The organism is Pseudomonas mangiferae, assembly GCF_007109405.1.
Lineage (GTDB): Bacteria > Pseudomonadota > Gammaproteobacteria > Pseudomonadales > Pseudomonadaceae > Pseudomonas_T > Pseudomonas_T mangiferae.
In genome coordinates, this window is record NZ_VJOY01000011.1 from 119,806 (window position 1) to 140,660 (window position 20,855).

Below are 20,855 nucleotides of genomic sequence, written 5' to 3' on the forward strand. Positions count from 1 at the left end.
GGCGCTACCAGGTGGTATGGGCCACCAGCTGGCCGCTGTAGAAGCCCCAGGCGATCAGCGCGACGGTGAACGCCGCCAGCACCGCCCGCAGGGTCAGGGCGTTGACCAGGCGCGAGCTGCGGCCCTCGTCCTTCACCAGGAACACCAGGCCGCCGAACAGGCTGGCCACGGACGCCAGCAACAGAACGACGATGGCGAGCTTGAGCATGGCGGTCTCCTGGCGCGAGGGGGTGTCGGCCAGTATAGCCAGCCGCCCCGGCGACGCTGCTTCCGCCCTGGCCTGGGGCCCAGCGTGGCGGTGTTCCTGCTGCTGCCGCTGCTGGTGGGCCTGGGGGCCTGGCAACTGGCCCGGGCCGAGGAAAAGCGCGTGATGCTGGCAGCGGACGCCCGCCAGCAGGCCCTGCCGCCCCAGCCCCTGGAGCAGGTCCTGCAGGGCGCCGCGCCGGGTGGCAGCCGGGTGCGCCTGGAAGGCCGCTTCGATGCCGACCATGCCCTGCTGCTGGACAACCGCACCCGCGACGGCCGTCCCGGCGTGGAGCTGCTGCAACCTTTCCACGACGCCGCCAGCCAGCGCTGGGTGCTGGTCAACCGGGGCTGGCTGCCCTGGACGGACCGGCGTGTGCCGGTGGCCTTCGACACGCCGCCCGGGCCACAGGCCCTGACCGTCGACCTCTACCGGCCGCCGGGCCAGGTGCTGGAGCTGCGCCAGGTGGCCGGCGAGGGCTGGCCGCGGCTGGTCAACCGGGTCGACGCACCCGCCCTGTGGACCGCCCTCGGTCGCGACGGCGTGCCCCTGGAGGCGCGCCTGGAGGGCGGCCCCGCGGCCTACCGGGTCGGCTGGCCGACGGTGAGCCTGGGCCCCGAGACCCACGTCGGCTACGCCGTGCAATGGTTCGCCATGGCCGCGGCGTTGCTCGCCCTTTATTGCTACCTCGGCATCCGCCGGGCCCGGGAGGTGGTCGATGAACCCCAGCCTGTACCTCTCTGACACCCCTTCGCCCCGCGGTCGCGGCCGTTGGCAGCTGCTGGGCCTGCTGGCCCTGGTGCTGGGGCCGATGCTGCTGGCCTCGGCCATGTACCGCTGGCAGTTCTGGGTGCCCGAGGGCCGCAGCTTCCACGGCGAACTGCTGGGGGATGGCCGCGACCGCGCCGCCCTGGGCATCGCGGAGGCGGCCACGCCCGCTGCAGCGGCCGCGCCGGTGGCGGCTTCGGAGGTGGACGCGCCGGGCGACCGCTGGCAAGTGCTGGTCACCAGCCCCGACGACTGCGCCGAGGCCTGCCGGCGCCTGGTCTACCTTGCCCGGCAGATCCACATCGGCCTGGGGCGCGAGGCGTCCCGCGGCGAGCACGCCCTGGCCAGCGCCACCGCGCCCACGGCCGACTACCGGGCGACCCTGGCGCGGGACTACCCGCGCCTGCGCCGCTACGACCTGGACGCCGGGCGCTACCGCGGCGCGGTGCCGGGCGGCGAGCCGGCCCTGTGGATCGTCGACCCCCACGGCAACCTGGTGCTGCGCTACCCGGCCGGGGTGAACGGCAAGGCCGTGCTGGACGACCTGCGCCACCTGCTGAAGCTGTCGAAGATCGGCTGAACCCTGGCTGCCGGCCCGGCCAATTCGCTGGAGCAAAACCGCGAGGCGGCCGGTCAGACAGTCTCGATGCGAGGAGAACCCATGCCCCGACGCGCCCGCCCCGGCTTCCCCCTGGCCTGCGCCGCCACCCTGCTGGCGTTGCTGGTGGTGCTGCTGGGCGCCTATACGCGGCTGACCCACGCCGGGCTCGGCTGCCCCGACTGGCCGGGCTGCTACGGCTTTCTCGCGGTGCCCCAGGGCGAGGTGCAACTGGCCCACGCCGAGGCGCGCTTCCCGGACGCGCCGGTGGAAGCCCACAAAGGCTGGAACGAGATGATCCACCGCTACTTCGCCGGCAGCCTCGGGCTGGCCATCCTCGCCCTGGCGGTACAGGCGTTGCGCCATCGCGGGCGCCCCGGCCAGCCGCTGGGGCTGCCCCTGGTCCTGCTCGGGGTGGTGATCGCCCAGGCCGCCTTCGGCATGTGGACGGTGACCCTCAAGCTCTGGCCCCAGGTGGTCACCGCCCACCTGCTGGGCGGCTTCTGCACCCTCGGCCTGCTGTTCCTGCTGGCGCTGCGCCTGTCCGGCGCCTGGCCGCCGCGCCCGCTGGCGCCCTCGCTGCGGGTGTGGGCGGGACTGGGCCTGGCGCTGGTGGTGGGGCAGATCGCCCTGGGCGGCTGGGTCAGCGCCAATTACGCGGCCATGGCCTGCATCGACCTGCCCACCTGCCACGGCCAGTGGTGGCCGGCGGCGGATTTCGCTAACGGCTTCCACCTGACCCAGCACATCGGCCCCAACTACCTGGGCGGGCAGCTGGACAGTGACGCCCGCACGGCCATCCACCTGACCCACCGCCTCGGCGCCCTGACCCTGGCGCTGTACCTGCCGCTGCTGGCCTGGCGCCTGTGGCGGGCGGGCCTGGCGCGCCTGGCCGGGCTGCTGCTGGCGGTGCTGGCGCTGCAACTGGCCTTGGGGGTGAGCAACGTGCTGCTGCACCTGCCGTTGCCGGTGGCGGTGGCCCACAACGGCGGCGGTGCCTTGCTGCTGCTGACCCTGATCCTGACCAACTACCGCGTGCGGCCCCTGGCGGCGCCCGCGGCCGAGGCCCGCGCGGTGCCGCGGGATGCGCCGGCGCTGGAGCGCCTGGCGACCGACTGATGCCCTGAGGAGAAAGAGCCATGGCTACGCTATCGTCCGCGCAGCGCGTCCACGCCGGCTGGCGCGACTACCTGGAGCTGACCAAGCCGAAGGTGGTGGTGCTGATGCTGATCACCTCCCTGGTGGGCATGTTCCTGGCCACCCGCGCCGGCGTGCCGTGGACCGTGCTGCTGTTCGGCAACCTGGGCATCGCCCTGTGCGCCGGCGCCGCGGCGGCGGTGAACCACGTGGTGGACCGGCGCATCGACTCGATCATGGCCCGCACCCACCGCCGGCCCCTGGCCGAGGGGCGGGTCTCGCCCGCCGCGGCCCTGGCCTTCGCGCTGCTGCTGGCCGTCGCCGGGCAGGGCTTGCTGCTGGCCTTCACCAACCCCCTGACCGCCTGGCTGACCCTGGCCTCGCTGCTGGGCTACGCGGTGATCTACACCGGCTTCCTCAAGCGCGCCACGCCGCAGAACATCGTCATCGGCGGTGTCGCCGGGGCCGCGCCGCCGTTGCTGGGCTGGGTCGCGGTGACCGGCCAGGTGAGCGCCGAACCGCTGCTGCTGGTGCTGCTGATCTTCGCCTGGACGCCGCCGCACTTCTGGGCCCTGGCGATCCACCGCAAGGCCGAGTACGCCAAGGCGGACATCCCGATGCTGCCGGTCACCCACGGCGAGCACTACACCAAGGTGCACATCCTGCTCTACACCCTGGCGATGATCGCGGTGAGCCTGATGCCCTTCGTCATCCACATGAGCGGCCCGCTCTACCTGCTCTGCGCCCTGGCCTTGGGCGCGCGCTTCCTGCGCTGGTCCTGGGTGCTCTACCGCGGCCACGACCCGCGGGCCGCCATGGGTACCTTCCGCTATTCCATCGCCTACCTGTTCCTGCTGTTCATCGCGCTGCTGGTCGACCACTACCTGCTGCTGAACCTATGATGCGCGGCGGGTCCCGCGGCCATGCGGGGCCCGGCCGCCAGCGGCCGACCGTCTTCTCGGAACAGGCAAGCCTATGACCCGCGTGCAGAAAACCGTCTTCATCCTCGTCGCCGTCGTCGCCCTGGTGATGGGGCTCACTGTCTACAAGGCCCTGAGCGAACGCCACCAGCAGGACCCGGTGCGGCTGCTGGACGCCGGCATTGTGCTGCTGCCCCAGAGCCGTACCCTGCCGGAACTGAGCATGACCGACCAGGATGGCCAGCCGCTGCGGGTGGATACCCTGAAGGGCCGCTGGAGCCTGCTGTTCTTCGGCTACACGTTCTGCCCGGACATCTGCCCCACCACCCTGGCCCAGCTGCGCGAGCTCAAGGGCAAGCTGCCCGAGGAAGCCCGCGCGCGGCTGCAGGTGATGCTGGTGAGCGTCGACCCGAACCGCGACACGCCGCAGCAGCTCAAGCAGTACCTGGGCTACTTTGACCCCGCCTTCCGCGGCGCCACCGGCGATTTGGACACCCTGCAGAAATTCGCCGCCGCGGTGAGCATCCCGTTCATCCCCGCCGACACCAGCAAGCCCAACTACACCGTCGACCACAGCGGCAACCTGGTGATCATCGGCCCGGACGGCACCCAGCGCGGCTTCATCCGCGCGCCCCTGAACAACGCCAAGCTGGCCGACCAGCTGCCGTCCCTGGTGGCCGGCGACTGACGCACGGGCGCGCCGCGCCATCCACCAAGGGGGTGTCGTGAGAGGAGTGGGGAGAAGCGGTCAGGCGAGCGTCGCGGGGCGGGTCGCCAGGGGAACGCCGGGCGCCGGTGGGGCGCCCGTCGTCGGGGGCCGTCGCCGGCCCGCGGGGATCAGAACGCCGGGACCACGGCGCCCTTGTATTTTTCCTGGATGAACTGCTTCACCTCGGGGCTGTGCAGGGCCTGGGCGAGCTTCTGCAGGGCCGGCGCGTCCTTGTTGTCGGCGCGGCTCACCAGGATGTTCACGTAGGGCGAGTCGGCGCCCTCGATCACCAGGGCGTCCTGGGTCGGGTTGAGCTTGGCTTCCAGGGCATAGTTGGTGTTGATCAGCGCCAGGTCCACCTGGGGCAGCACCCGCGGCAGGGTCGCCGCTTCCAGTTCACGCACCTTCACGTGCTTCGGGTTGCCGACGATGTCCTTGGGCGTGGCGAGGATGCCGGTGCCTTCCTTGAGGGTGATCACCCCGGCCTTGGCCAGCAGGAGCAGGGCGCGGCCGCCGTTGGTGGCATCGTTGGGGATGGCCACGCTGGCGCCGTCGGGCAGGTCTTCCAGGCGCTTGACCTTGCTGGAGTAGGCGCCGAACGGCTCCACGTGCACGCCGGTCACGCTGACCAGTTCCACCGAGGTCTTGCGGCTCTTGTTGAATTCGTCCAGGTAAGGCTGGTGCTGGAAGAAGTTGGCGTCCAGGCGCTTCTCCGCCACCTGCACGTTGGGCTGCACGTAGTCGGTGAACACCTTCACCTCCAGCTCCACCCCTTCCTTGGCCAACTGCGGCTTGAGGAACTCGAGGATTTCCGCGTGGGGCACCGGGGTCGCGGCGACCTTGAGGGTCTCCGCCTGGGCGGAGAACGCGGCGACGGCGGCCAGGACGGTCAGCAGTTTCTTCATGGGAAGGCTCCTTTGGTTTCGGGGTAGCGATGAGGCGGGCGACAGGCCCGCCCGCGCCGGTTCACTTGCGGGAGAAATGCACCACCAGGCGATCGCCCACGGTCTGCAGCACCTGCACCAGGATCAGCAGCAGGATCACCGTGACCACCATGACGTCGGTCTGGAAGCGCTGGTAGCCGAAGCGGATCGCCAGGTCGCCGAGGCCGCCGGCCCCCACCACGCCGGCCATGGCGGTGTAGGACACCAGGGTGATGGCGGTGACCGTGGTGGCGGCGATGATGCCGGGGCGGGCCTCCGGCAGCAGGGCGTTGAGGACGATCTGCCGGGTGGTGGCGCCCATGGCCTGGGTGGCCTCGATGATGCCGCGGTCCACCTCCCGCAGGGCGGTCTCCACCAGCCGCGCGAAGAACGGCGTGGCGCCCACCACCAGCGGCGGGATGGCCCCGGCGACCCCCAGGGAGGTACCGGTGATCAGCACGGTGAAGGGGATCATCACGATCAGCAGGATGATGAACGGCAACGAGCGCAGCACGTTGACCAGCAGGGAGAGCAGGGCGTAGACGCCCTTCTGCTCGAACAGCTGGCGTGGCCCGGTGAGGAACAGCAGCACCCCCAGGGGCAGCCCCAGCAGCACGGTGAACAGCAGCGAGCCGCCCAGCATCAGCAGGGTGTCCAGGGTCGCCAGCCAGATTTCCGCCCAGTCGATGTTCTGGACCAGGGAAGCGAAGGAAGCGTCCATCAGCGCAGTACCTCCAGGTGCACGTCGGCCGCGCGGAAGCAGTCCAGGGCCGCCTCCACGTCGCCGCCGGTGAGGGCCAGGGTCAGTTGGCCGTAGGGCACGTCCTTGATGCGGTCGATGCGCCCGGCCAGGATGCTGTAGTCCACCCCGGTCTGGCGCGCCACGGTGCCCAGCAGCGGCGCGTAGGTGGAGTCGCCCTGGAAGGTCAGGCGCAGGATGCGCCCCGGCACGTGGGCGAAGTCGTCGCGCTGCTCGTGTTCGTCCACCTGCTCGGCCTCCAGCACGAAGCGCTGGGTGGTGGGGTGCTGCGGGTGCAGGAAGACGTCCGCCACCGGGCCTTCCTCGACGACGGTCCCGGCGTCCATCACCGCCACCCGGTCGCAGACCCGGCGGATCACGTCCATCTCGTGGGTGATCAGCACCACGGTGAGCCGCAACTCGCGGTTGATCTCCGCCAGCAGCTGCAGGACCTGGCCGGTGGTCTGCGGGTCGAGGGCGCTGGTGGCCTCGTCGCACAGCAGGATCTTCGGCCGGGTGGCCAGGGCCCGGGCGATGCCGACCCGCTGCTTCTGGCCGCCGGAAAGCTGCGCCGGGTATTTCTTCGCGTGGTCGGACAGGCCGACCCGGGCCAGCAGTTCGGCGACCCGCGCCTCGATCTCCCGCCGCGACAGCTCGCCGGCCAGCTTCAGCGGCATGCCGACGTTGTCGGCGACGGTCTTCGACGAGAGCAGGTTGAAGTGCTGGAAGATCATTCCGACCCGCTGGCGGAAGCGCCGCAGGCCCTCGCCGTCCAGGGCGGTGATGTCCTCGCCGTCCACCACGATGCGCCCGCCGCTGGGTTCTTCCAGGCGGTTGATCAGCCGCAGCAGCGTGCTCTTGCCGGCGCCGGAATGGCCTATCAGGCCGAAGATCTGCCCGCCTTCGATGGTCAGGCGGCTGGGATGCAGCGCGGGAATCTCGCGTTTGCCGACCGTGTAGGTCTTGTGGACGTTGTGGAACTCGATCACGGGACGAACCTTGTGGGTGCGAGGTAATTCGGTAAAGGGGGGCGGTGAGCGCCGGGGGCGCGCATTTTAGCCTGAACCCTTATGCAAACTTAGTTTTTGTTTGGCGGGCGCCCGAGCGAAAAAGCATAAGCCGATGAGCGGACCCGGGGTCACGCCTGCGACAACACGGACGATCAACGGGGCGGAACGCATGGCGAAGTGCGCCGGTCACTACCTAGACCTGCGACGGGGCCCAGCCTGTACCCGCCGCCTCGAATGCGACGACCGGCCCGCCGCCTGGCGGGACCGGTCGCACGAGAAAACCGACGCCCCGCCCGGGGCCGCCTACGAGGAGTCTACAACCGATGGCCATCGACAAGCCTGATGCCACCCCGAGCGAGCTCGCCGGGACCGATACCCTGGACCGCGCCAACCACAACGCCAAGGTGGACAGCCTGGAGCGCTTCCGCTCCGACGCCACCGGCAAGGCCCTGCGCACCAACCAGGGGGTGAAGATTTCCGACAACCAGAACACCCTGCGGGTGGGCGCCCGCGGGCCGTCGTTGCTGGAAGACTTCATCATGCGGGAGAAGATCACCCACTTCGACCACGAGCGGATTCCCGAGCGCATCGTGCATGCCCGCGGTACCGCGGCCCACGGCTATTTCCAGGTCTACAAGCCCCTGGGCGACACCCTCTCCAAGGCCGGCTTCCTGCAGGACCCGGCCAAGCAGACCCCGGTATTCGTGCGCTTCTCCACGGTGCAGGGTCCCCGCGGCTCCGGCGACACCGTGCGCGACGTGCGCGGCTTCGCGGTGAAGTTCTTCACCGAAGAAGGCAACTTCGACCTGGTGGGCAACAACATGCCGGTGTTCTTCATCCAGGACGCCATCAAGTTCCCGGACTTCGTCCACGCGGTGAAGCCCGAGCCCCACAACGAGATCCCCACCGGCGGCAGCGCCCACGACACCTTCTGGGATTTTGTCTCGCTGACCCCGGAATCCGCCCACATGGTGCTGTGGACCATGACCGACCGGGCCATCCCGGTGAACCTGCGCAGCATGCAGGGCTTCGGCATCCACACCTTCCGCATGATCGACAAGAAGGGCGTGTCGCGCTTCGTCAAGTTCCACTGGAAGCCCAAGCAGGGCGTGCGGTCCCTGGTCTGGGACGAGGCGCAGAAACTGGCGGGCAAGGACACCGATGCCCACCGTCGCGACCTCTGGGAAGCCATCGAGAGCGGCGACTACCCGGAATGGGAACTGGGCGTGCAGATCGTCGAGGAGAAGGACGAGCACACATTCGACTTCGATCTGCTGGACCCCACCAAGATCATCCCCGAGGAGCTGGTGCCGGTGACCCCCATCGGCAAGATGGTGCTCAACCGCAACCCGGACAACTTCTTCGCCGAGACCGAGCAGGTAGCGTTCTGCCCGGCCCACATCGTGCCGGGGATCGACTTCTCCAACGACCCGCTGCTGCAGGGCCGGCTGTTCTCCTACACCGACACCCAGATCAGCCGCCTCGGTGGGCCGAACTTCCACGAGATCCCGATCAACCGGCCCCTGGCGCCGAACCACAGCAACCAGCGCGACGCCATGCACCGCCAGCGCATCGACAAGGGCCGTGCCTCCTACGAGCCCAACTCCATTGACGGCGGCTGGCCCAAGGAAACCCCGCCGGGCCCGGTGGACGGCGGCTTCGAGAGCTACCACGAGCGCGTCGACGCCCATAAGGTCCGCGAGCGCAGCGAGTCGTTCAAGGATCACTTCTCCCAGGCCACGCTGTTCTACCACAGCCTCTCCAAGCCGGAGCAGGAGCACGTGGTGGACGCCTACAGCTTCGAGCTGGGCAAAGTGGAGCGGCAGTGGATCCGCGAGCGCCAGGTGAAGGAAATCCTCGCCAACATCGACCTGGACCTGGCCCAGCGGGTGGCCCGCAAGATCGGCGTGGAACCGCCCACCGCCCCCACCGTGCCGCCGAAGAAGCCGTCCCTGGAGAAGTCCCCGGCTCTGAGCCAGCTCAACCTGCTGTCCGGCAACATCAAGGGCTTCAAGGTGGCGGTGCTGATCGCCGACGGCGTGAACGGCGCCGAAGTGGACGCCATGAAGAAGGCCCTCAAGGCCGAGGGCGCCCACGTCAAGGTGCTCGGTCCCACCGCCGGCCCGGTGAAGGGCGCCGACGGCAAGCCGGTACCGGTGGACGGTTCCGCCGAGGGCCTGCCGTCGGTGGCGGTGGATGCCGTGTTCGTCCCGGGCGGCGCCCAGAGCGTCAAGGCCATGCAGGATGACGGGGTGTACAAGCATTACCTGCTGGAAGCCTACAAGCACCTGAAGGCCATCGCCCTGTCCGGCGAAGCCAAGGACCTGCTGCAGGCGGTGCACCTGACCGCGGACGAGGGTCTGCTCACCGGCGCCGACGTCAAGGCGCTGCAGAAGCCGTTCTTCGCCGCCATGGCCAAGCACCGGGTCTGGGCCCGCATGCCGAAGATCAAGTCGATCCCGGCCTGACGCCCGCCGCGTCACCGAGCCCCCGCCGCCCTCCGGGCCGCGGGGGCTTTTTCATGGGCGTCCGCCGCGGGCAGGCCCGGGCCAGGGCGGTCCGCCGTGCCGACCACCCGCTGCGGACGACCGCGCGACCGGTGGCGAGGGCCCGCGATCGCCGCCGTTACCCTTGGAACGCCGGGCATCCTCGGGCACACTGCCGGCCTTCTTCACGTCGCGGCACGGCCGACCCGCTCCGAAAGGGAATTCAGCATGCAGTCGAAGACCGTCCCGCCCGCCTCCGCCGATACGCGCCCACGCCTGGCCGGCCTGGACTTTCTGCGCGGGTTCGCGGCGCTCTGGGTCCTGATGTTCCACGTCGTCGAACTGGTGCCGGCGGCCTACCACGGCCCGTATTCCCCCTACCTGCTGCACGTGGGCTGGAACGGCGTGGACCTGTTCTTCGTGCTCAGCGGTTTCCTCATCGGCGGGCTGCTGGCGGCCGACCGCGGCGAGACCCGGGGCGGCTTCCTGCTGCGGCGCGTCCTGCGCATCTACCCGGCCTTCCTGGTGGTGGCGGTGGCCTGCCTGCTGGGCACCCGGCCGCACCTGCTGGAAGAGCCCTGGGTGCTGGTCAGCCACCTGTTCATGGTGCACAACCTGGTGCCCGGCCATGGCGGGGCCATCAACGGGGTGCTCTGGACCCTGGGCAGCGAGTTCCAGTTCTACCTGCTGGCGGCGCTGCTGCTGGGGCTGGTGCGCGGTCCCCGCGCCTGGTGGACGCTCACCCTGGCGATGCTGGGCATTTCCCTGGCCAGCCGCTACGCGGTGTTCCACCTGTGGCAGGAGCCGGGGCAGCGCTTCTTCCTCGGCACCCAGCTGCCGGGCATGCTCGGCCTGTTCGCCGCGGGCTTCGCGGTGGTGAAGCTGCGGCCGCTGTGCCGCGCCGCCATCGAGGCGCACTTCGCCCTTTGCGCGGCCTCTGCCGCACTGCTGCTGGTGCTCTACCTGGGCTGGCTGCGGGGGCACATCGGCGATTACTGGGACGTCGAGGTTCCGGTGGTCTGGGGGCGGTTCTTCACCGCGGTGGTGTTCGGCTACCTGGTGCTGGTGTTCGCCTGCGTGCCGCCGGCGGTGGGCCGCTTCTTCCAGCGCAGCGGCTGGGTCTACCTGGGCGAGATCAGCTATGGGGTCTACCTGGTGCACCTGCCGGTGATGGAGACGATGGCGACGTGGGCGCCACGCTACCTGCCCGGGCTGACCTGGTACGGCTACCTGGGCCTGCTGCTGGCCGTGGTGGGGCTGCTGGCCACCGCCCTCCACGTCGTCGTGGAAAGGCCCTTCATCGCCCTCGGCCGGCGCCTGTCCAGCCGGGCCCGCCCGGCACCCGCGGCGCCTGCCCGCCCGACGCTGCGCCCGGGCCTCGACTGAGGCGGCCAGGGGCGTCGGGGGTTGCGTCCTCCGCGGGCCGGGATCAGCCGGTGAAGGTCTCCGGGTCCGGGCCGAGGCGCTGGCCGCGGTCCAGGGAGGCGATGCGCTGCAGGTCGGCCTCATCCAGCTGGAAGTCAAAGATCGCCGCGTTCTCCTGGATGCGCGCCGGGTTCGCCGATTTCGGGAAGACGATGGAGCCTAGTTGCACGTGCCAGCGCAGCACCACCTGGGCCGGCGTCTTGCCATGGCGGTCGGCGATCTCGCGGATCAGCGGGTCGGCCAGCAGCTCGCCGCCCTGGGCCAGGGGGCTCCAGGCCTCGGTGGCGATACCCTTGTAGGTGCCCAGTTCGCGCAGCGCCCGCTGCTGCAGCCAGGGGTGCACCTCGATCTGGTTCACCGCCGGCACCACGCCGGTCTCCATGATCACCGCCTCGATGTCGTCCTCGCGGAAGTTGGAGACCCCCACCGAGCGGATGCGGCCTTCGTCGCGCAGGCGCAGCATGGCCTTCCAGCTGTCGACGAACTGATTGCGCTGGGGGCACGGCCAGTGCACCAGGTACAGGTCGACGTAGTCCAGGCCGAGGCGCTGCAGGCTTTCGTCGAAGGCCTTGAGGGTCTCGTCGTGGCCCTGACGGTCGTTCCACAGCTTGGTGGTGACGAACAGCTCATCGCGGGGCACGCCGGCGCGGGCCAGGCCCTCGCCGATGCCCCGCTCGTTGCCATAGATGGCGGCCGTGTCGATGTGTCGGTAGCCCAGCTGCAGGGCGGTCTGCACCAGGGCCGGGGCGTCCGCGTCCGGCGTCTGCCAGGTGCCCAGGCCGAGCTGCGGGATGCGGTGGCCGTCGTTGAGCTGGACGTAGGGAATGTTCATGGTCGCTCCTTGCTGAGGAATGGCGGCGGGCGGCGCCGGGCCTCGCTGGGCCGCCCTTCAGGGACATGTGACCGGCGACCGCTCGGGTTTCTCCCCTGGCGCGCGCGGCCCCATCCTCAGGCGCGGCGCGGCAGGGCGAAGCTCAGCAGGAACAGCGCGGCGGCGGCCACCACGATGGACGGCCCGGCCGGGGTGTCCTTGTACCAGGACAGGGCCAGCCCGGCGCACACCGCCAGCAGCCCCAGCAGGCTGGCGCCGCCGGCCATCTGCTCCGGGGTGCGGGCGTGGCGCTGGGCGGCGGCGGCCGGGATGATCAGCAGGGAGGTGATCAGCAGCACGCCGACGATCTTCATCGCCACGGCGATCACCACCGCCACCAGCATCATCAGCGCCAGACGGATCGCCGCCACCGGCAAACCTTCCACCCGGGCCAGTTCCTCGTGCACGGTGATCGCCAGCAGCGGCCGCCACAGCGGCACCAGCAGGGCCAGCACCAAGGCGCTGCCGCCGAGGATCCAGGCCAGGTCGGTGCGGCTCACCGCCAGCAGGTCGCCGAACAGATAGCCCATCAGGTCGATGCGCACGTCGGGCATGAAGCTCAGGGCCACCAGACCCAGGGACAGGGTGCTGTGGGCGAGAATCCCCAGCAGGGTGTCAGAGGCCAGGGGCTGGCGCTGCTGCAGGGTCACCAGCAGCACCGCCAGCAGCAGGCAGCCGACGGTCACCGCCAGGGTCGGGCTGACGTCCAGCATCAGTCCCAGGGCGACCCCCAGCAGGGCCGCGTGGGACAGGGTGTCGCCGAAGTAGGCCATGCGCCGCCAGACCACGAAGGAGCCGAGGGGGCCGGCCACCAGGGCCAGGGCCAGGCCGGCGAGCAGCGCGTTGAAAAGGAAGTCAGCCATGGCGCGGGGATTCCGGAAGCAGGCGCGAGAGGGAGCGGGGCATACGGGCGGGCGCGGCGTCAGTCGGTGCGGTCACGGGGCGCTCCGGGCGCCAGGGCGCCCGGGCCGTGGGTGCAGCCGGGGCCGTGGACGTGGGCCGGGCGCAGCACCACGCCGCCGTGGAGGTCATGGGCATGGTCGTGGTGATGGTGGTAGACCGCCAGGCTGCGGGCGTCACCGCCGAACAGCTCGAGGAACGCCGGGTCGCCGCTGACCTGTTCCGGGTGGCCGCTGCAGCAGACGTGGCGGTTCAGGCAGACCACTTGGTCGGTGGCGCTCATCACCAGGTGCAGGTCGTGGGAGACCATCAGCACGCCACAGCCATGGCGCTCCCGCAGGCGGCCGATCAGCCGGTACAGCTCGGCCTGGCCGGCCACGTCGACCCCCTGCACCGGCTCGTCCAGCACCAGCAGCTCGGGCGCCCGCAGCAGGGCGCGGGCCAGCAGCACCCGCTGCAACTCGCCACCGGAAATCCGCTGCAACGGGCTATCGATCACTGCCTGGGCGCCCACTTCCCCCAGGGCCGCCAGGGCCCGGGCGCGGTCCACCTTCGGCACCAGGCGCAGGAAGCGCAGCACGCTCAGGGGCAGGGTAGGGTCCACCTGCAGCTTCTGCGGCATGTAGCCGATGCGCAGGCGCGGCTTGCGCCAGACGCTGCCGCTGTCGGGCTGCAGGAGGCCCAGCACGGCGCGCACCAGGGTGGTCTTGCCGGCGCCGTTGGGGCCGATCAGGGTGACGATCTCGCCGGGCTTCACCGCCAGGCGCACGTCCTGCAGCACGTCCTGGCCGGCGAAGCGCACGCCGACCCCGTCGAGGCGGATCAGCGCGTCGCTCATGCCGCCGCCTGGCAGGGGGCGCACAGGCCCAGCACTTCCACGGTTTGCCCCTCCACCTGGAAGCCCACGGTGCGCGCCCCGTCGAGGATCGCCGTGCTGATGGCCGGGTGTTCCAGCTCCACCGCGGCGTGGCAGCTGCGGCAGATGAGGAACTGGCCCTGGTGGGCCTCGCCGGGGTGGTTGCAGCCGACGAAAGCATTGAGCGAGGCGATGCGGTGGACCAGGCCGGTCTCCAGGAGGAAATCCAGGGCCCGGTAGACCGTGGGCGGCGCGGCGCGGCGGCCGTCCTCGCCGCTCAGCACGCCGAGGATGTCGTAGGCGCCCAGGGGCTTGTGGCTCTGCCAGACCAGCTCCAGCACGCGCTTGCGCAGCACGGTCAGGCGCACCCCCAGCTGCGCGCAGATACGCTCGGCGCTGGCCAGGGCATCGCTCACGCAGTGGGAATGGTCATGGGGCAGGCAGGCCAGGGAGGCCCGGGACGGCGATGGTTCGGTCATGGCGGCGGCACAAACGGGTGAAGGACGTTATTCTATAACTCTTTTCCCGCCAGGTGTGCTGCCGTGACGCGACCGCTCTTTCTGCTCTGCCTCTGCCTGCTGTCCCTCGGCGCCCGGGCCGAGGTCCGCCTGCTGACCAGCATCAAGCCGCTGCAACTGATCGCCGCCGCGGTGCAGGACGGCGCGGGCCAGCCCACCATGGGCGAGCCCGATATGGGCCAGCCCGATGTGCTGCTGCCACCGGGGGCCTCGCCGCACCACTATGCGCTGCGCCCGTCCGACGTGCGGCGGGTGCGCGGCGCGGACCTGTTCTACTGGGTCGGCGCCGACCTGGAGGGCTTCCTCGACAAGCCCCTGGCCGGCCGCGACAAGCCCACGGTGGCTGTGCAGGACCTGCCGGGCCTGCACCTGCGCCGCTTCGAGGCCGACGGCAGCGCCCACGCCGCCGACGAGGAGCATGACCACGACCACCGCCCCGGCAGCCTCGACGCCCACCTCTGGCTGCTGCCGGCCAACGCCCGGGTGATCGCCGCGCGGATGGCCGCCGACCTGGCCGCCGCCGACCCGGCCAACGCGGCCCGCTACCAGGCCAACCTGAAAGCCTTCGAGGCGCGCCTGGCCCGCCTCGACCAGCGCCTGACCGCGCGCCTCCAGCCCCTGGCCGGCAAGCCCTACTTCGTCTTCCACGAGGCCTACGACTACTTCGAACAGGCCTATGGCCTGCGCCATGCCGGGGTGTTCAGCGTGCTGGGCGAGGTGCAGCCCGGCGCCCGCCACGTGGCGGCCATGCGCGAACGCCTGCAGCAGGCCGGCCCCAGCTGCGTCTTCAGCGAGCCGCCGCTGCGCCCGCGACTGGCGGAAACCCTTACCGCCGGGCTGCCGGTGCGCCTGGCCGAGCTGGACGCCATGGGCGCGGGCCTGGCGCCCGCCGCGGACGGCTACGAGCGCCTGCTGGACCGCCTGGCCGACGGCCTCGCGGACTGCCTCGGCGCGCTCTGATCGCCGCCCTTCAGGGCGCGCCGGGTGGTGCGTCCTCCGGCAGGCCGAAGGCGTACAGGGTGTTGTCGCTGGCGCCCAGGTAGACGCGCCCATTGGCCACCACCACGGAATGCTGGATCGGCCAGCCGTCGCCCACCGGGCGGTCGAGCCGCACCTGGCCGTCGGCGGCGTCCAGCACCTGCAGGCGACCGTCCACCGTGGCGACGAACACCAGGCCGTTGGCCAGGGCGGGCGAGGCCAGCACCGGCGCGCCCAGGTCCGTCGACCAGCGCAGCCGGCCATCGACGGCGTCCAGGGCCCTGACGCGCTGGTCCCGCGAGCCCAGGTAGAGCACCCCGTCGGCATAGGCGGCGGAGGTGGCCAGCTGGTCCCCCTCCGGGGCCCGGGTGCCCACCGGCACCGCCCAGCGCGGCGTGCCGTCGGCCTGGGCGAAGGCGTACAGGAGGCCGTCGTTGGATTCCACGAACACCGCGTCGCCTCCCGCCAGCGGTGGCGATTGCAGGGCGCCGCCGGTGGGGGCGCGCCAGCGCAGGTGGCCGTCGTCGGCGGCGAAGGCATACAGGCTGCCGTCGTGGACGCCGACGAACAGGGTGCCGCCGGCCAGGGCCGCCGAGGCGGTGATCGCCCCGCCGGTGTCGGCGCGCCACAGCAGTGCCCCGCTGGCGACGTCCAGGGCATACACCCGGGCATCCTTGGAACCGACGAAGACCCGCCCGTCGGCCACCGTCGGCGAGGCGATCACGAAGCCCTCGGTCTGCAGCGACCAGCGCGGCGCACCGCTGCGGGCGTCGAACGCCGAGAGACGGCCGTCCTCCCGCGAGCCGCTGATCACCAGGTCGCCCGCCAGGGCCGGCGAGGACAGGCCGAAGCCGTCCCCGGTGCGCGACCAGTGGGTGGTGCCGCTGGCCTCGTTGAGGGCGCTCAGGCCATAGGCGCGGCGCCCGGCCGCCGAGCAGCCGACGTAGAGCAGGCCGTCGCGCACGGCCGGTGAGGTGTACAGCTGGCCGCCGCAGCGGAAGGTCTTGCGCCAGTGCAGGGTCAGCTCGCCCAGGCGCGCGGCTCTCAGGCGGGTTTCGTAGAGGGCGTGGCGGGTGTGGGCGGCGTCGAAGCCGAACTGCGGCCAGGGCGCGTCCAGTCGCAGGGCCGCGCTGGCACGGGCGGTGGCACCGCGCAGGGTCAGGCGATGCAGGCCGGCGCGGGCCGCGGTTGGCGTGTTCGCCCGGGCGCGCAGGGCGCCGTGGCCGTCCGCCGCATAAGCGGGGGCCAGGGCCTGGTCGTCCAGGTACAGGGTCAGCGGCTCGCCGGGGGCGAACCCGGCGGCGTCGAAGCCCAGGGGCTGGCCGGGGGGCACGCTGGGGCGGTCGAGGGTCAGGCTGGCGGCGTCGGCGAAGGACACGACGAGACCGAGCAGCCAGGCGAGGCGGGCAGGGCGACGGGACATGGCGGCGGGCTCCGGAGGGGACGGGTACCAGCCGTCGACGCGGGTCGCGAATGCGCCAGTCGCTCAGGTATAGCAGGCGCCTGGGGCGGTCGCCGCGGGGTTTTTCGGTCAGTCGACCCGGCGCTGCTCGTCGGGGCGCGGGTGGGTGCGCCGCCAGTCGTCCAGCTGGATCACCCGGCCGTCGTCGGCGGGCGGGGCGCGGAAGGGGTGCGGGTCCATCTCGATGGGGCCGGGGCGCGGCCCGAACATGCACAGGCTGCCGGCGTGGCGCTGCTCGCCGGTGACGGTGAACTCGAAGCCGTAGACCCGTGCCAGGCGCCGCCGGCCGCCTGCATCGCGGACCCAGCGGATGCCGCGGAACGCCACGTTGTCGTCCAGCAGCTGCACTTCCTGGGCCGCGCAATGCTGCTTGACCCGCGCCAGGGCGCGCTCGCGCACGCCGTGCACGCGCCAGAACCAGGCCGCGGCGGCGATGAACAGCAGCAGGACCAGCAGATCACTCAGAGTCAGCATGTCGCCTCCCATGGCAGGGGGGCCAGCTTACCCGAACCCCCGGCGGGTTTCTTGCCCTGGCCGACGATCTTGGTTAGCGTCCGCTGCCGTCCCGCGTCGCCGACGCGTCCCGTTCGTCCGAGGTAGTCGATGAAACGCACGCCCCACCTGCTCGCCATCCAGTCCCACGTGGTGTTCGGCCACGCCGGCAACGGTGCCGCGGTGTTTCCCATGCAGCGCCTGGGGGTGGACGTCTGGCCGCTGAACACCGTGCAGTTCTCCAACCACACCCAGTATGGCCGCTGGACCGGGGATGTCCTGGCGCCAACGCAGATTCCCGCCCTGGTGGACGGCATCGCCGCCATCGGCGAGCTGGCCCGCTGCGACGCGGTGCTCTCCGGCTACCTGGGCTCGGCCGCCCAGGGCCGGGCGATCCTCGAGGTGGTGGCGCGGATCAAGCAGGCCAACCCGGCGGCGGTCTACCTGTGCGACCCGGTGATGGGCCACCCGGAGAAAGGCTGCATCGTCGCGCCGGAAGTCGGCGCCTTCCTGCTGGAGGAAGCGGCGGCGGTGGCCGACTACCTGTGCCCGAACCAGCTGGAGCTGGACAGCTTCGTCGGCCGCCGGCCCGAGTCCCTGGCGGACTGCGTGGCCATGGCCCGCGAGCTGCTGCGGCGCGGGCCGCGGGCGGTGCTGGTGAAGCACCTGGACTACCCCGGCAAGCCCGCCGACCGCTTCGAGACCCTGCTGGTGCAGGCGGACGCCTGCTGGCACCTGTCGCGCCCGCTGCTGGCCTTCCCGCGCCAGCCGGTGGGGGTCGGCGACCTCACCTCCGGGCTGTTCCTCGCCCGCCTGCTGCTGGGGGAGAGCCCGCGGGATGCCTTCGAGTCCAGCGCCGCGGCGGTCCACGAGGTGCTCCTGGAAACCCAGGCCTGCGGCAGCTACGAGCTGCAGCTGGTGCGCGCCCAGGACCGCATCGCCCACCCGCGGGTGAAATTCGAGGCGCAGGCGCTGTGACCGGCGTCACCCTGCGGCCATCCGCCCCAGGGTCTACGCTTCATCCCCGGCGCCGGCTTTCGCTAGGATAGCGGCGCCGGTCCACCCCTTCTTCCAGCGGATCACCCCGTGACCCACCCCAGACGCGTACGCTCCGGAGCCTGGCTGGCGCTGTTCGCCATGCTCCTGCTGCTGGCCGGGCCCCTGCTCTCCCAGGGCCTGGCCCAGGTGCGCGCGGGCGGGCACGCGGCGGGCTGGATGGCGCAGATGGACTGCGGCACCGAGCACGGCCCGATGGCCAGCGGCTCGCCAGACCGGGTCGCGCCAGACCGGGTCTCGCCAGACCGGGTCGGCCCAGTCGCAATGGACCATGGCGCCATGGGCCACGGGATGGCGGGCCCGGCCGAGGCAGACGCCGGCCTGACCACGCCCGCCGCCGACCCCATGACGCCGGACGAGCACTGGGCCAAGTGCGGCTACTGCACCCTGCTGTTCAATTCCCCCGCGCTGACCGCCACCGTCCTGGCCCTCCCGGCCGCCGGGGTGCAGGCCGACTCCCGGCGCGTCGCGCCCCTGGCCGAGGGCCACGCCCGCTCGGCGATCTTCCCCGGCGCCCGCACGCGCGCGCCTCCGCTCACCGCCTGATCGACCCACCCCCAAGGAACGGCCCGCCGGCCCGCTCCGTACCTGTGCCTCGCGCGCGGGGCGGCGGGGTGGCGGGCCCCCGTCGTCTCGATCATGGAATCCACATGTCCGCATCCTTCGTTCCCGGGCGGCCGCTGGCCGCTCGTCCGCGGCCGGCGCACCCGGCTACCGCCCGTCTGCTGGTGGCCGCCTGCGGCGGCCTGATGGCGCCCCTGGCCCTGGCTGACAGCGCGCCGGCTCCCGCCGAACTCGACGCCACGGTGATCACCGCGGTAGCCCCCAGCTCGCCCCTCACGGTGGTCACCGACCCCAAGGTCCCGCGTCAGCCGGTGCCCGCCAGCGACGGCGCCGACTACCTCAAGACCATCCCCGGCTTCGCCGCCATCCGCAACGGCGGCAGCAACGGCGACCCGGTGCTGCGCGGCATGTTCGGCTCGCGCATCAACCTGCTGGCCAACGGCGGGCAGATGCTCGGCGCCTGCCCCGGCCGCATGGACGCCCCGACCTCCTACATCGCCCCGGAGAACTACGACAAGCTGACGGTCATCAAGGGCCCGCAGAGCGTGCTCTGGGGCCCCATGGGCTCGGCCGGCACGGTGCTCTTCGAGCGCGACCCGGAGCGCTTCGGCGCGCTGGGCAGCCGGGTCGACGGCACGCTGCTGGCCGGCACCGACGGCCGCCTGGACAAGCGCCTGGACGCCGCTGTCGGCGGGCCCCTGGGCTACCTGCGGGGCCTGGCCAACACCTCCCGCGCCGATGACTACCACGACGGCGACGGTCACCGCGTGCCCTCGCGCTGGGACAAGTGGAACGGCGACCTGGCCCTGGGCTGGACCCCGGACGAGGACACCTGGGTGGAGCTGTCGGGCGGTCGCGGCGACGGCGAGGCGCGCTACGCCGGGCGCGGCATGGACGGCGCCCGCTTCCTGCGGGAAAGCCTGGCCCTGCGGGCCGAGCGCAGCCGCCTGAGCGAGACCCTGGAGAAGGTCGAGGCGCAGCTCTACTACAACTACGCCGACCACGTGATGGACAACTACAGCCTGCGCCGGCCATCGGGCAGCGGCATGATGGCCGGGCCCATGGCCGCCAACGTCGACCGCCGCACCCTGGGCGGGCGCCTGGCCGCCACCTGGCGCTGGGACGACCTGCAGTTGGTGGCCGGGGCCGACGGCCAGGCCAACGAACACCGCCAGCGCTCGGCCATGGGCGAGGGCACCTACGACCGCGTGCCCTATGACAAGGACGCCGATTTCCACACCTACGGCGCATTCGGCGAGCTGACCTGGTACGCCGCCGATGACCAGCGGCTGATCGGCGGCGCCCGCCTGGACCGCGCCGAGGTCCGCGATCACCGCTCGCGCATCGGCTCGGGGATGATGAGCCAGCCCAACCCTACTGCCGGCGAGACCCGCCGCGACACCCTGCCTGGCGGCTTCCTGCGCTACGAGCGCGACCTGGCCGGGATGCCCGCCACGGTCTACGCCGGCCTCGGCCACACCGAGCGCTTCCCGGACTACTGGGAGTTGTTCTCGCCCGAGGGCAGCCCGGGCGCGGTCAACGCCTTCGACGGGGTGAAGCCGGAGAAGACCACCCAACTGGACATCGGCCTGCAGTACCAGGGCGAGCGCCTGGAGAGTTGGGCGTCGCTGTACGCCGGGGTGGTGCGCGACTTCATCCTCTTCGACTACAGCGAGCGCGGCGCCATGGGGCCGTCGTCCCTGGCGCGCAACGTCGACGCGCGCATCGCCGGCGGCGAGCTGGGGGCCGCCTATCGCTGGAGCGCCCATTGGAAGAGCGAGGCGAGCCTGGCCTACGCCTGGGGCGAGAACCGCGCCGACGGCGAGGCCCTGCCGCAGATGCCGCCCCTGGAGGCGCGCCTGGGGCTGAGCTACGAACGCGATGCCTGGAGCGCCGGCGCCCTCTGGCGGGTGGTCGCCGCCCAGCACCGGGTGGCCGACGGCAAGGGTAACGTGGTGGGCCAGGACTTCGGCGACAGCGCCGGCTTCGGGGTCTTCTCCCTCAACGGCACCTACCGGGTCAGCCGCAACCTGACCGTGAGCGTCGGTGTCGACAACCTGTTCGGCAAGGACTACGCGGAGCACCTGAACCTGGCCGGCGACGCCGGCTTCGGCTACCCCGCCGAGGTCGCCCGGGCCATCGACGAACCGGGCCGCACCCTGTGGACCCGGGTCGACTTCCACTTCTGAGCGCGCCGGC

Annotated in this window: 21 protein-coding genes; 11 read left to right on the forward strand and 10 right to left on the reverse strand. The window is 71.7% G+C overall.

All coding sequences use genetic code 11. From position 1 onward, the window contains the following. Positions 1-4: 4 nt before the first annotated feature. Positions 5-208: a twin transmembrane helix small protein gene (locus FM069_RS15805; RefSeq protein WP_143489334.1), complete on the reverse strand. Its 204-nt coding sequence runs from the start codon at positions 206-208 to the stop codon at positions 5-7. 84 nt (positions 209-292) lie between these two features. Here FM069_RS15805 and FM069_RS15810 point away from each other — a divergent pair, with 84 nt between their 5' ends. The 5 genes from FM069_RS15810 (at position 293) to FM069_RS15830 (ending at position 4,355) form a co-directional block, all read left to right on the forward strand. Next, positions 293-988, forward strand: a complete 696-nt coding sequence (locus tag FM069_RS15810) for an SURF1 family protein (RefSeq protein ID WP_233282059.1) — start codon at positions 293-295, stop codon at positions 986-988. Next, the gene (locus FM069_RS15815; protein ID WP_143489335.1) at positions 963-1,592 is read left to right on the forward strand and encodes a hypothetical protein; all 630 of its coding nucleotides are present in this window, start codon (positions 963-965) and stop codon (positions 1,590-1,592) included. The genes FM069_RS15810 and FM069_RS15815 overlap by 26 nt, the downstream gene beginning before the upstream one ends. A gap of 81 nt (positions 1,593-1,673) precedes the next feature. Next, entirely contained in the window at positions 1,674-2,729 is a 1,056-nt protein-coding gene (locus tag FM069_RS15820) for a COX15/CtaA family protein (RefSeq protein WP_143489336.1), read from the forward strand. A gap of 20 nt (positions 2,730-2,749) precedes the next feature. Next, positions 2,750-3,649 carry a heme o synthase gene (gene cyoE / locus FM069_RS15825; RefSeq protein WP_143489337.1) on the forward strand — a complete coding sequence of 300 codons (900 nt, stop codon included), beginning with the start codon at positions 2,750-2,752 and terminating at the stop codon, positions 3,647-3,649. A gap of 73 nt (positions 3,650-3,722) precedes the next feature. Then, positions 3,723-4,355, forward strand: coding sequence for an SCO family protein (locus tag FM069_RS15830; RefSeq protein ID WP_143489338.1), 633 nt, complete (start codon positions 3,723-3,725; stop codon positions 4,353-4,355). 149 nt (positions 4,356-4,504) lie between these two features. On the opposite strand, the gene FM069_RS15835 is transcribed toward FM069_RS15830, so the two are convergent. The 3 genes from FM069_RS15835 to FM069_RS15845 form a co-directional block, all read right to left on the reverse strand. After that, positions 4,505-5,281 carry a MetQ/NlpA family ABC transporter substrate-binding protein gene (locus FM069_RS15835; RefSeq protein WP_143489339.1) on the reverse strand — a complete coding sequence of 259 codons (777 nt, stop codon included), beginning with the start codon at positions 5,279-5,281 and terminating at the stop codon, positions 4,505-4,507. Positions 5,282-5,342: 61 nt separating this feature from the next. Beyond that, positions 5,343-6,020 (reverse strand): methionine ABC transporter permease, encoded by a 678-nt coding sequence (locus FM069_RS15840; protein ID WP_143489340.1) that lies wholly within the window; start codon positions 6,018-6,020, stop codon positions 5,343-5,345. Next, on the reverse strand, positions 6,020-7,027 hold the full coding sequence (locus tag FM069_RS15845; RefSeq protein ID WP_143489341.1) for a methionine ABC transporter ATP-binding protein: 1,008 nt from the start codon (positions 7,025-7,027) through the stop codon (positions 6,020-6,022). Before FM069_RS15845 ends, FM069_RS15840 begins: the two co-directional genes overlap by 1 nt. A gap of 344 nt (positions 7,028-7,371) precedes the next feature. Between FM069_RS15845 and katE the strand changes: the two genes are divergently transcribed. Both katE and FM069_RS15855 read left to right on the forward strand, forming a co-directional pair. Further along, positions 7,372-9,516 (forward strand): catalase HPII, encoded by a 2,145-nt coding sequence (katE, locus tag FM069_RS15850; RefSeq protein ID WP_143489342.1) that lies wholly within the window; start codon positions 7,372-7,374, stop codon positions 9,514-9,516. A 246-nt stretch (positions 9,517-9,762) separates the two neighbouring features. Beyond that, a complete protein-coding gene (locus FM069_RS15855; RefSeq protein WP_143489343.1) occupies positions 9,763-10,920 on the forward strand; it encodes an acyltransferase family protein in 1,158 nt (385 codons plus the stop codon). 43 nt (positions 10,921-10,963) lie between these two features. On the opposite strand, the gene FM069_RS15860 is transcribed toward FM069_RS15855, so the two are convergent. The 4 genes from FM069_RS15860 to FM069_RS15875 form a co-directional block, all read right to left on the reverse strand. Further along, positions 10,964-11,791, reverse strand: coding sequence for an aldo/keto reductase (locus FM069_RS15860; protein WP_143489344.1), 828 nt, complete (start codon positions 11,789-11,791; stop codon positions 10,964-10,966). A gap of 116 nt (positions 11,792-11,907) precedes the next feature. Further along, entirely contained in the window at positions 11,908-12,693 is a 786-nt protein-coding gene (gene znuB, locus FM069_RS15865; protein WP_143489345.1) for a zinc ABC transporter permease subunit ZnuB, read from the reverse strand. 59 nt (positions 12,694-12,752) lie between these two features. Then, positions 12,753-13,568 carry a zinc ABC transporter ATP-binding protein ZnuC gene (gene znuC, locus FM069_RS15870; protein ID WP_143489346.1) on the reverse strand — a complete coding sequence of 272 codons (816 nt, stop codon included), beginning with the start codon at positions 13,566-13,568 and terminating at the stop codon, positions 12,753-12,755. Then, entirely contained in the window at positions 13,565-14,065 is a 501-nt protein-coding gene (locus FM069_RS15875; RefSeq protein ID WP_143489347.1) for a Fur family transcriptional regulator, read from the reverse strand. Before FM069_RS15875 ends, znuC begins: the two co-directional genes overlap by 4 nt. Before the next feature lie 63 nt (positions 14,066-14,128). On the opposite strand from FM069_RS15875, the gene FM069_RS15880 reads away from it, so the two are divergent. Beyond that, positions 14,129-15,064, forward strand: a complete 936-nt coding sequence (locus tag FM069_RS15880) for a zinc ABC transporter substrate-binding protein (protein ID WP_233282060.1) — start codon at positions 14,129-14,131, stop codon at positions 15,062-15,064. Between the two features lie 10 nt (positions 15,065-15,074). On the opposite strand, the gene FM069_RS15885 is transcribed toward FM069_RS15880, so the two are convergent. Together FM069_RS15885 and FM069_RS15890 are read right to left on the reverse strand one after the other, a co-directional pair. Beyond that, the gene (locus FM069_RS15885) at positions 15,075-16,505 is read right to left on the reverse strand and encodes an outer membrane protein assembly factor BamB family protein (protein ID WP_143489348.1); all 1,431 of its coding nucleotides are present in this window, start codon (positions 16,503-16,505) and stop codon (positions 15,075-15,077) included. Positions 16,506-16,613: 108 nt separating this feature from the next. After that, positions 16,614-17,018: a DUF3301 domain-containing protein gene (locus FM069_RS15890; RefSeq protein ID WP_143489349.1), complete on the reverse strand. Its 405-nt coding sequence runs from the start codon at positions 17,016-17,018 to the stop codon at positions 16,614-16,616. Between the two features lie 129 nt (positions 17,019-17,147). Between FM069_RS15890 and pdxY the strand changes: the two genes are divergently transcribed. The 3 genes from pdxY to FM069_RS15905 all read left to right on the forward strand — a co-directional run bounded on the left by pdxY (position 17,148) and on the right by FM069_RS15905 (position 20,845). Beyond that, positions 17,148-18,014, forward strand: coding sequence for a pyridoxal kinase PdxY (gene pdxY / locus FM069_RS15895; protein ID WP_143489350.1), 867 nt, complete (start codon positions 17,148-17,150; stop codon positions 18,012-18,014). A gap of 108 nt (positions 18,015-18,122) precedes the next feature. Then, on the forward strand, positions 18,123-18,638 hold the full coding sequence (locus FM069_RS15900; RefSeq protein WP_143489351.1) for a DUF2946 family protein: 516 nt from the start codon (positions 18,123-18,125) through the stop codon (positions 18,636-18,638). A 203-nt stretch (positions 18,639-18,841) separates the two neighbouring features. After that, positions 18,842-20,845 (forward strand): TonB-dependent copper receptor, encoded by a 2,004-nt coding sequence (locus tag FM069_RS15905; protein WP_233282062.1) that lies wholly within the window; start codon positions 18,842-18,844, stop codon positions 20,843-20,845. Positions 20,846-20,855: the final 10 nt, after the last annotated feature.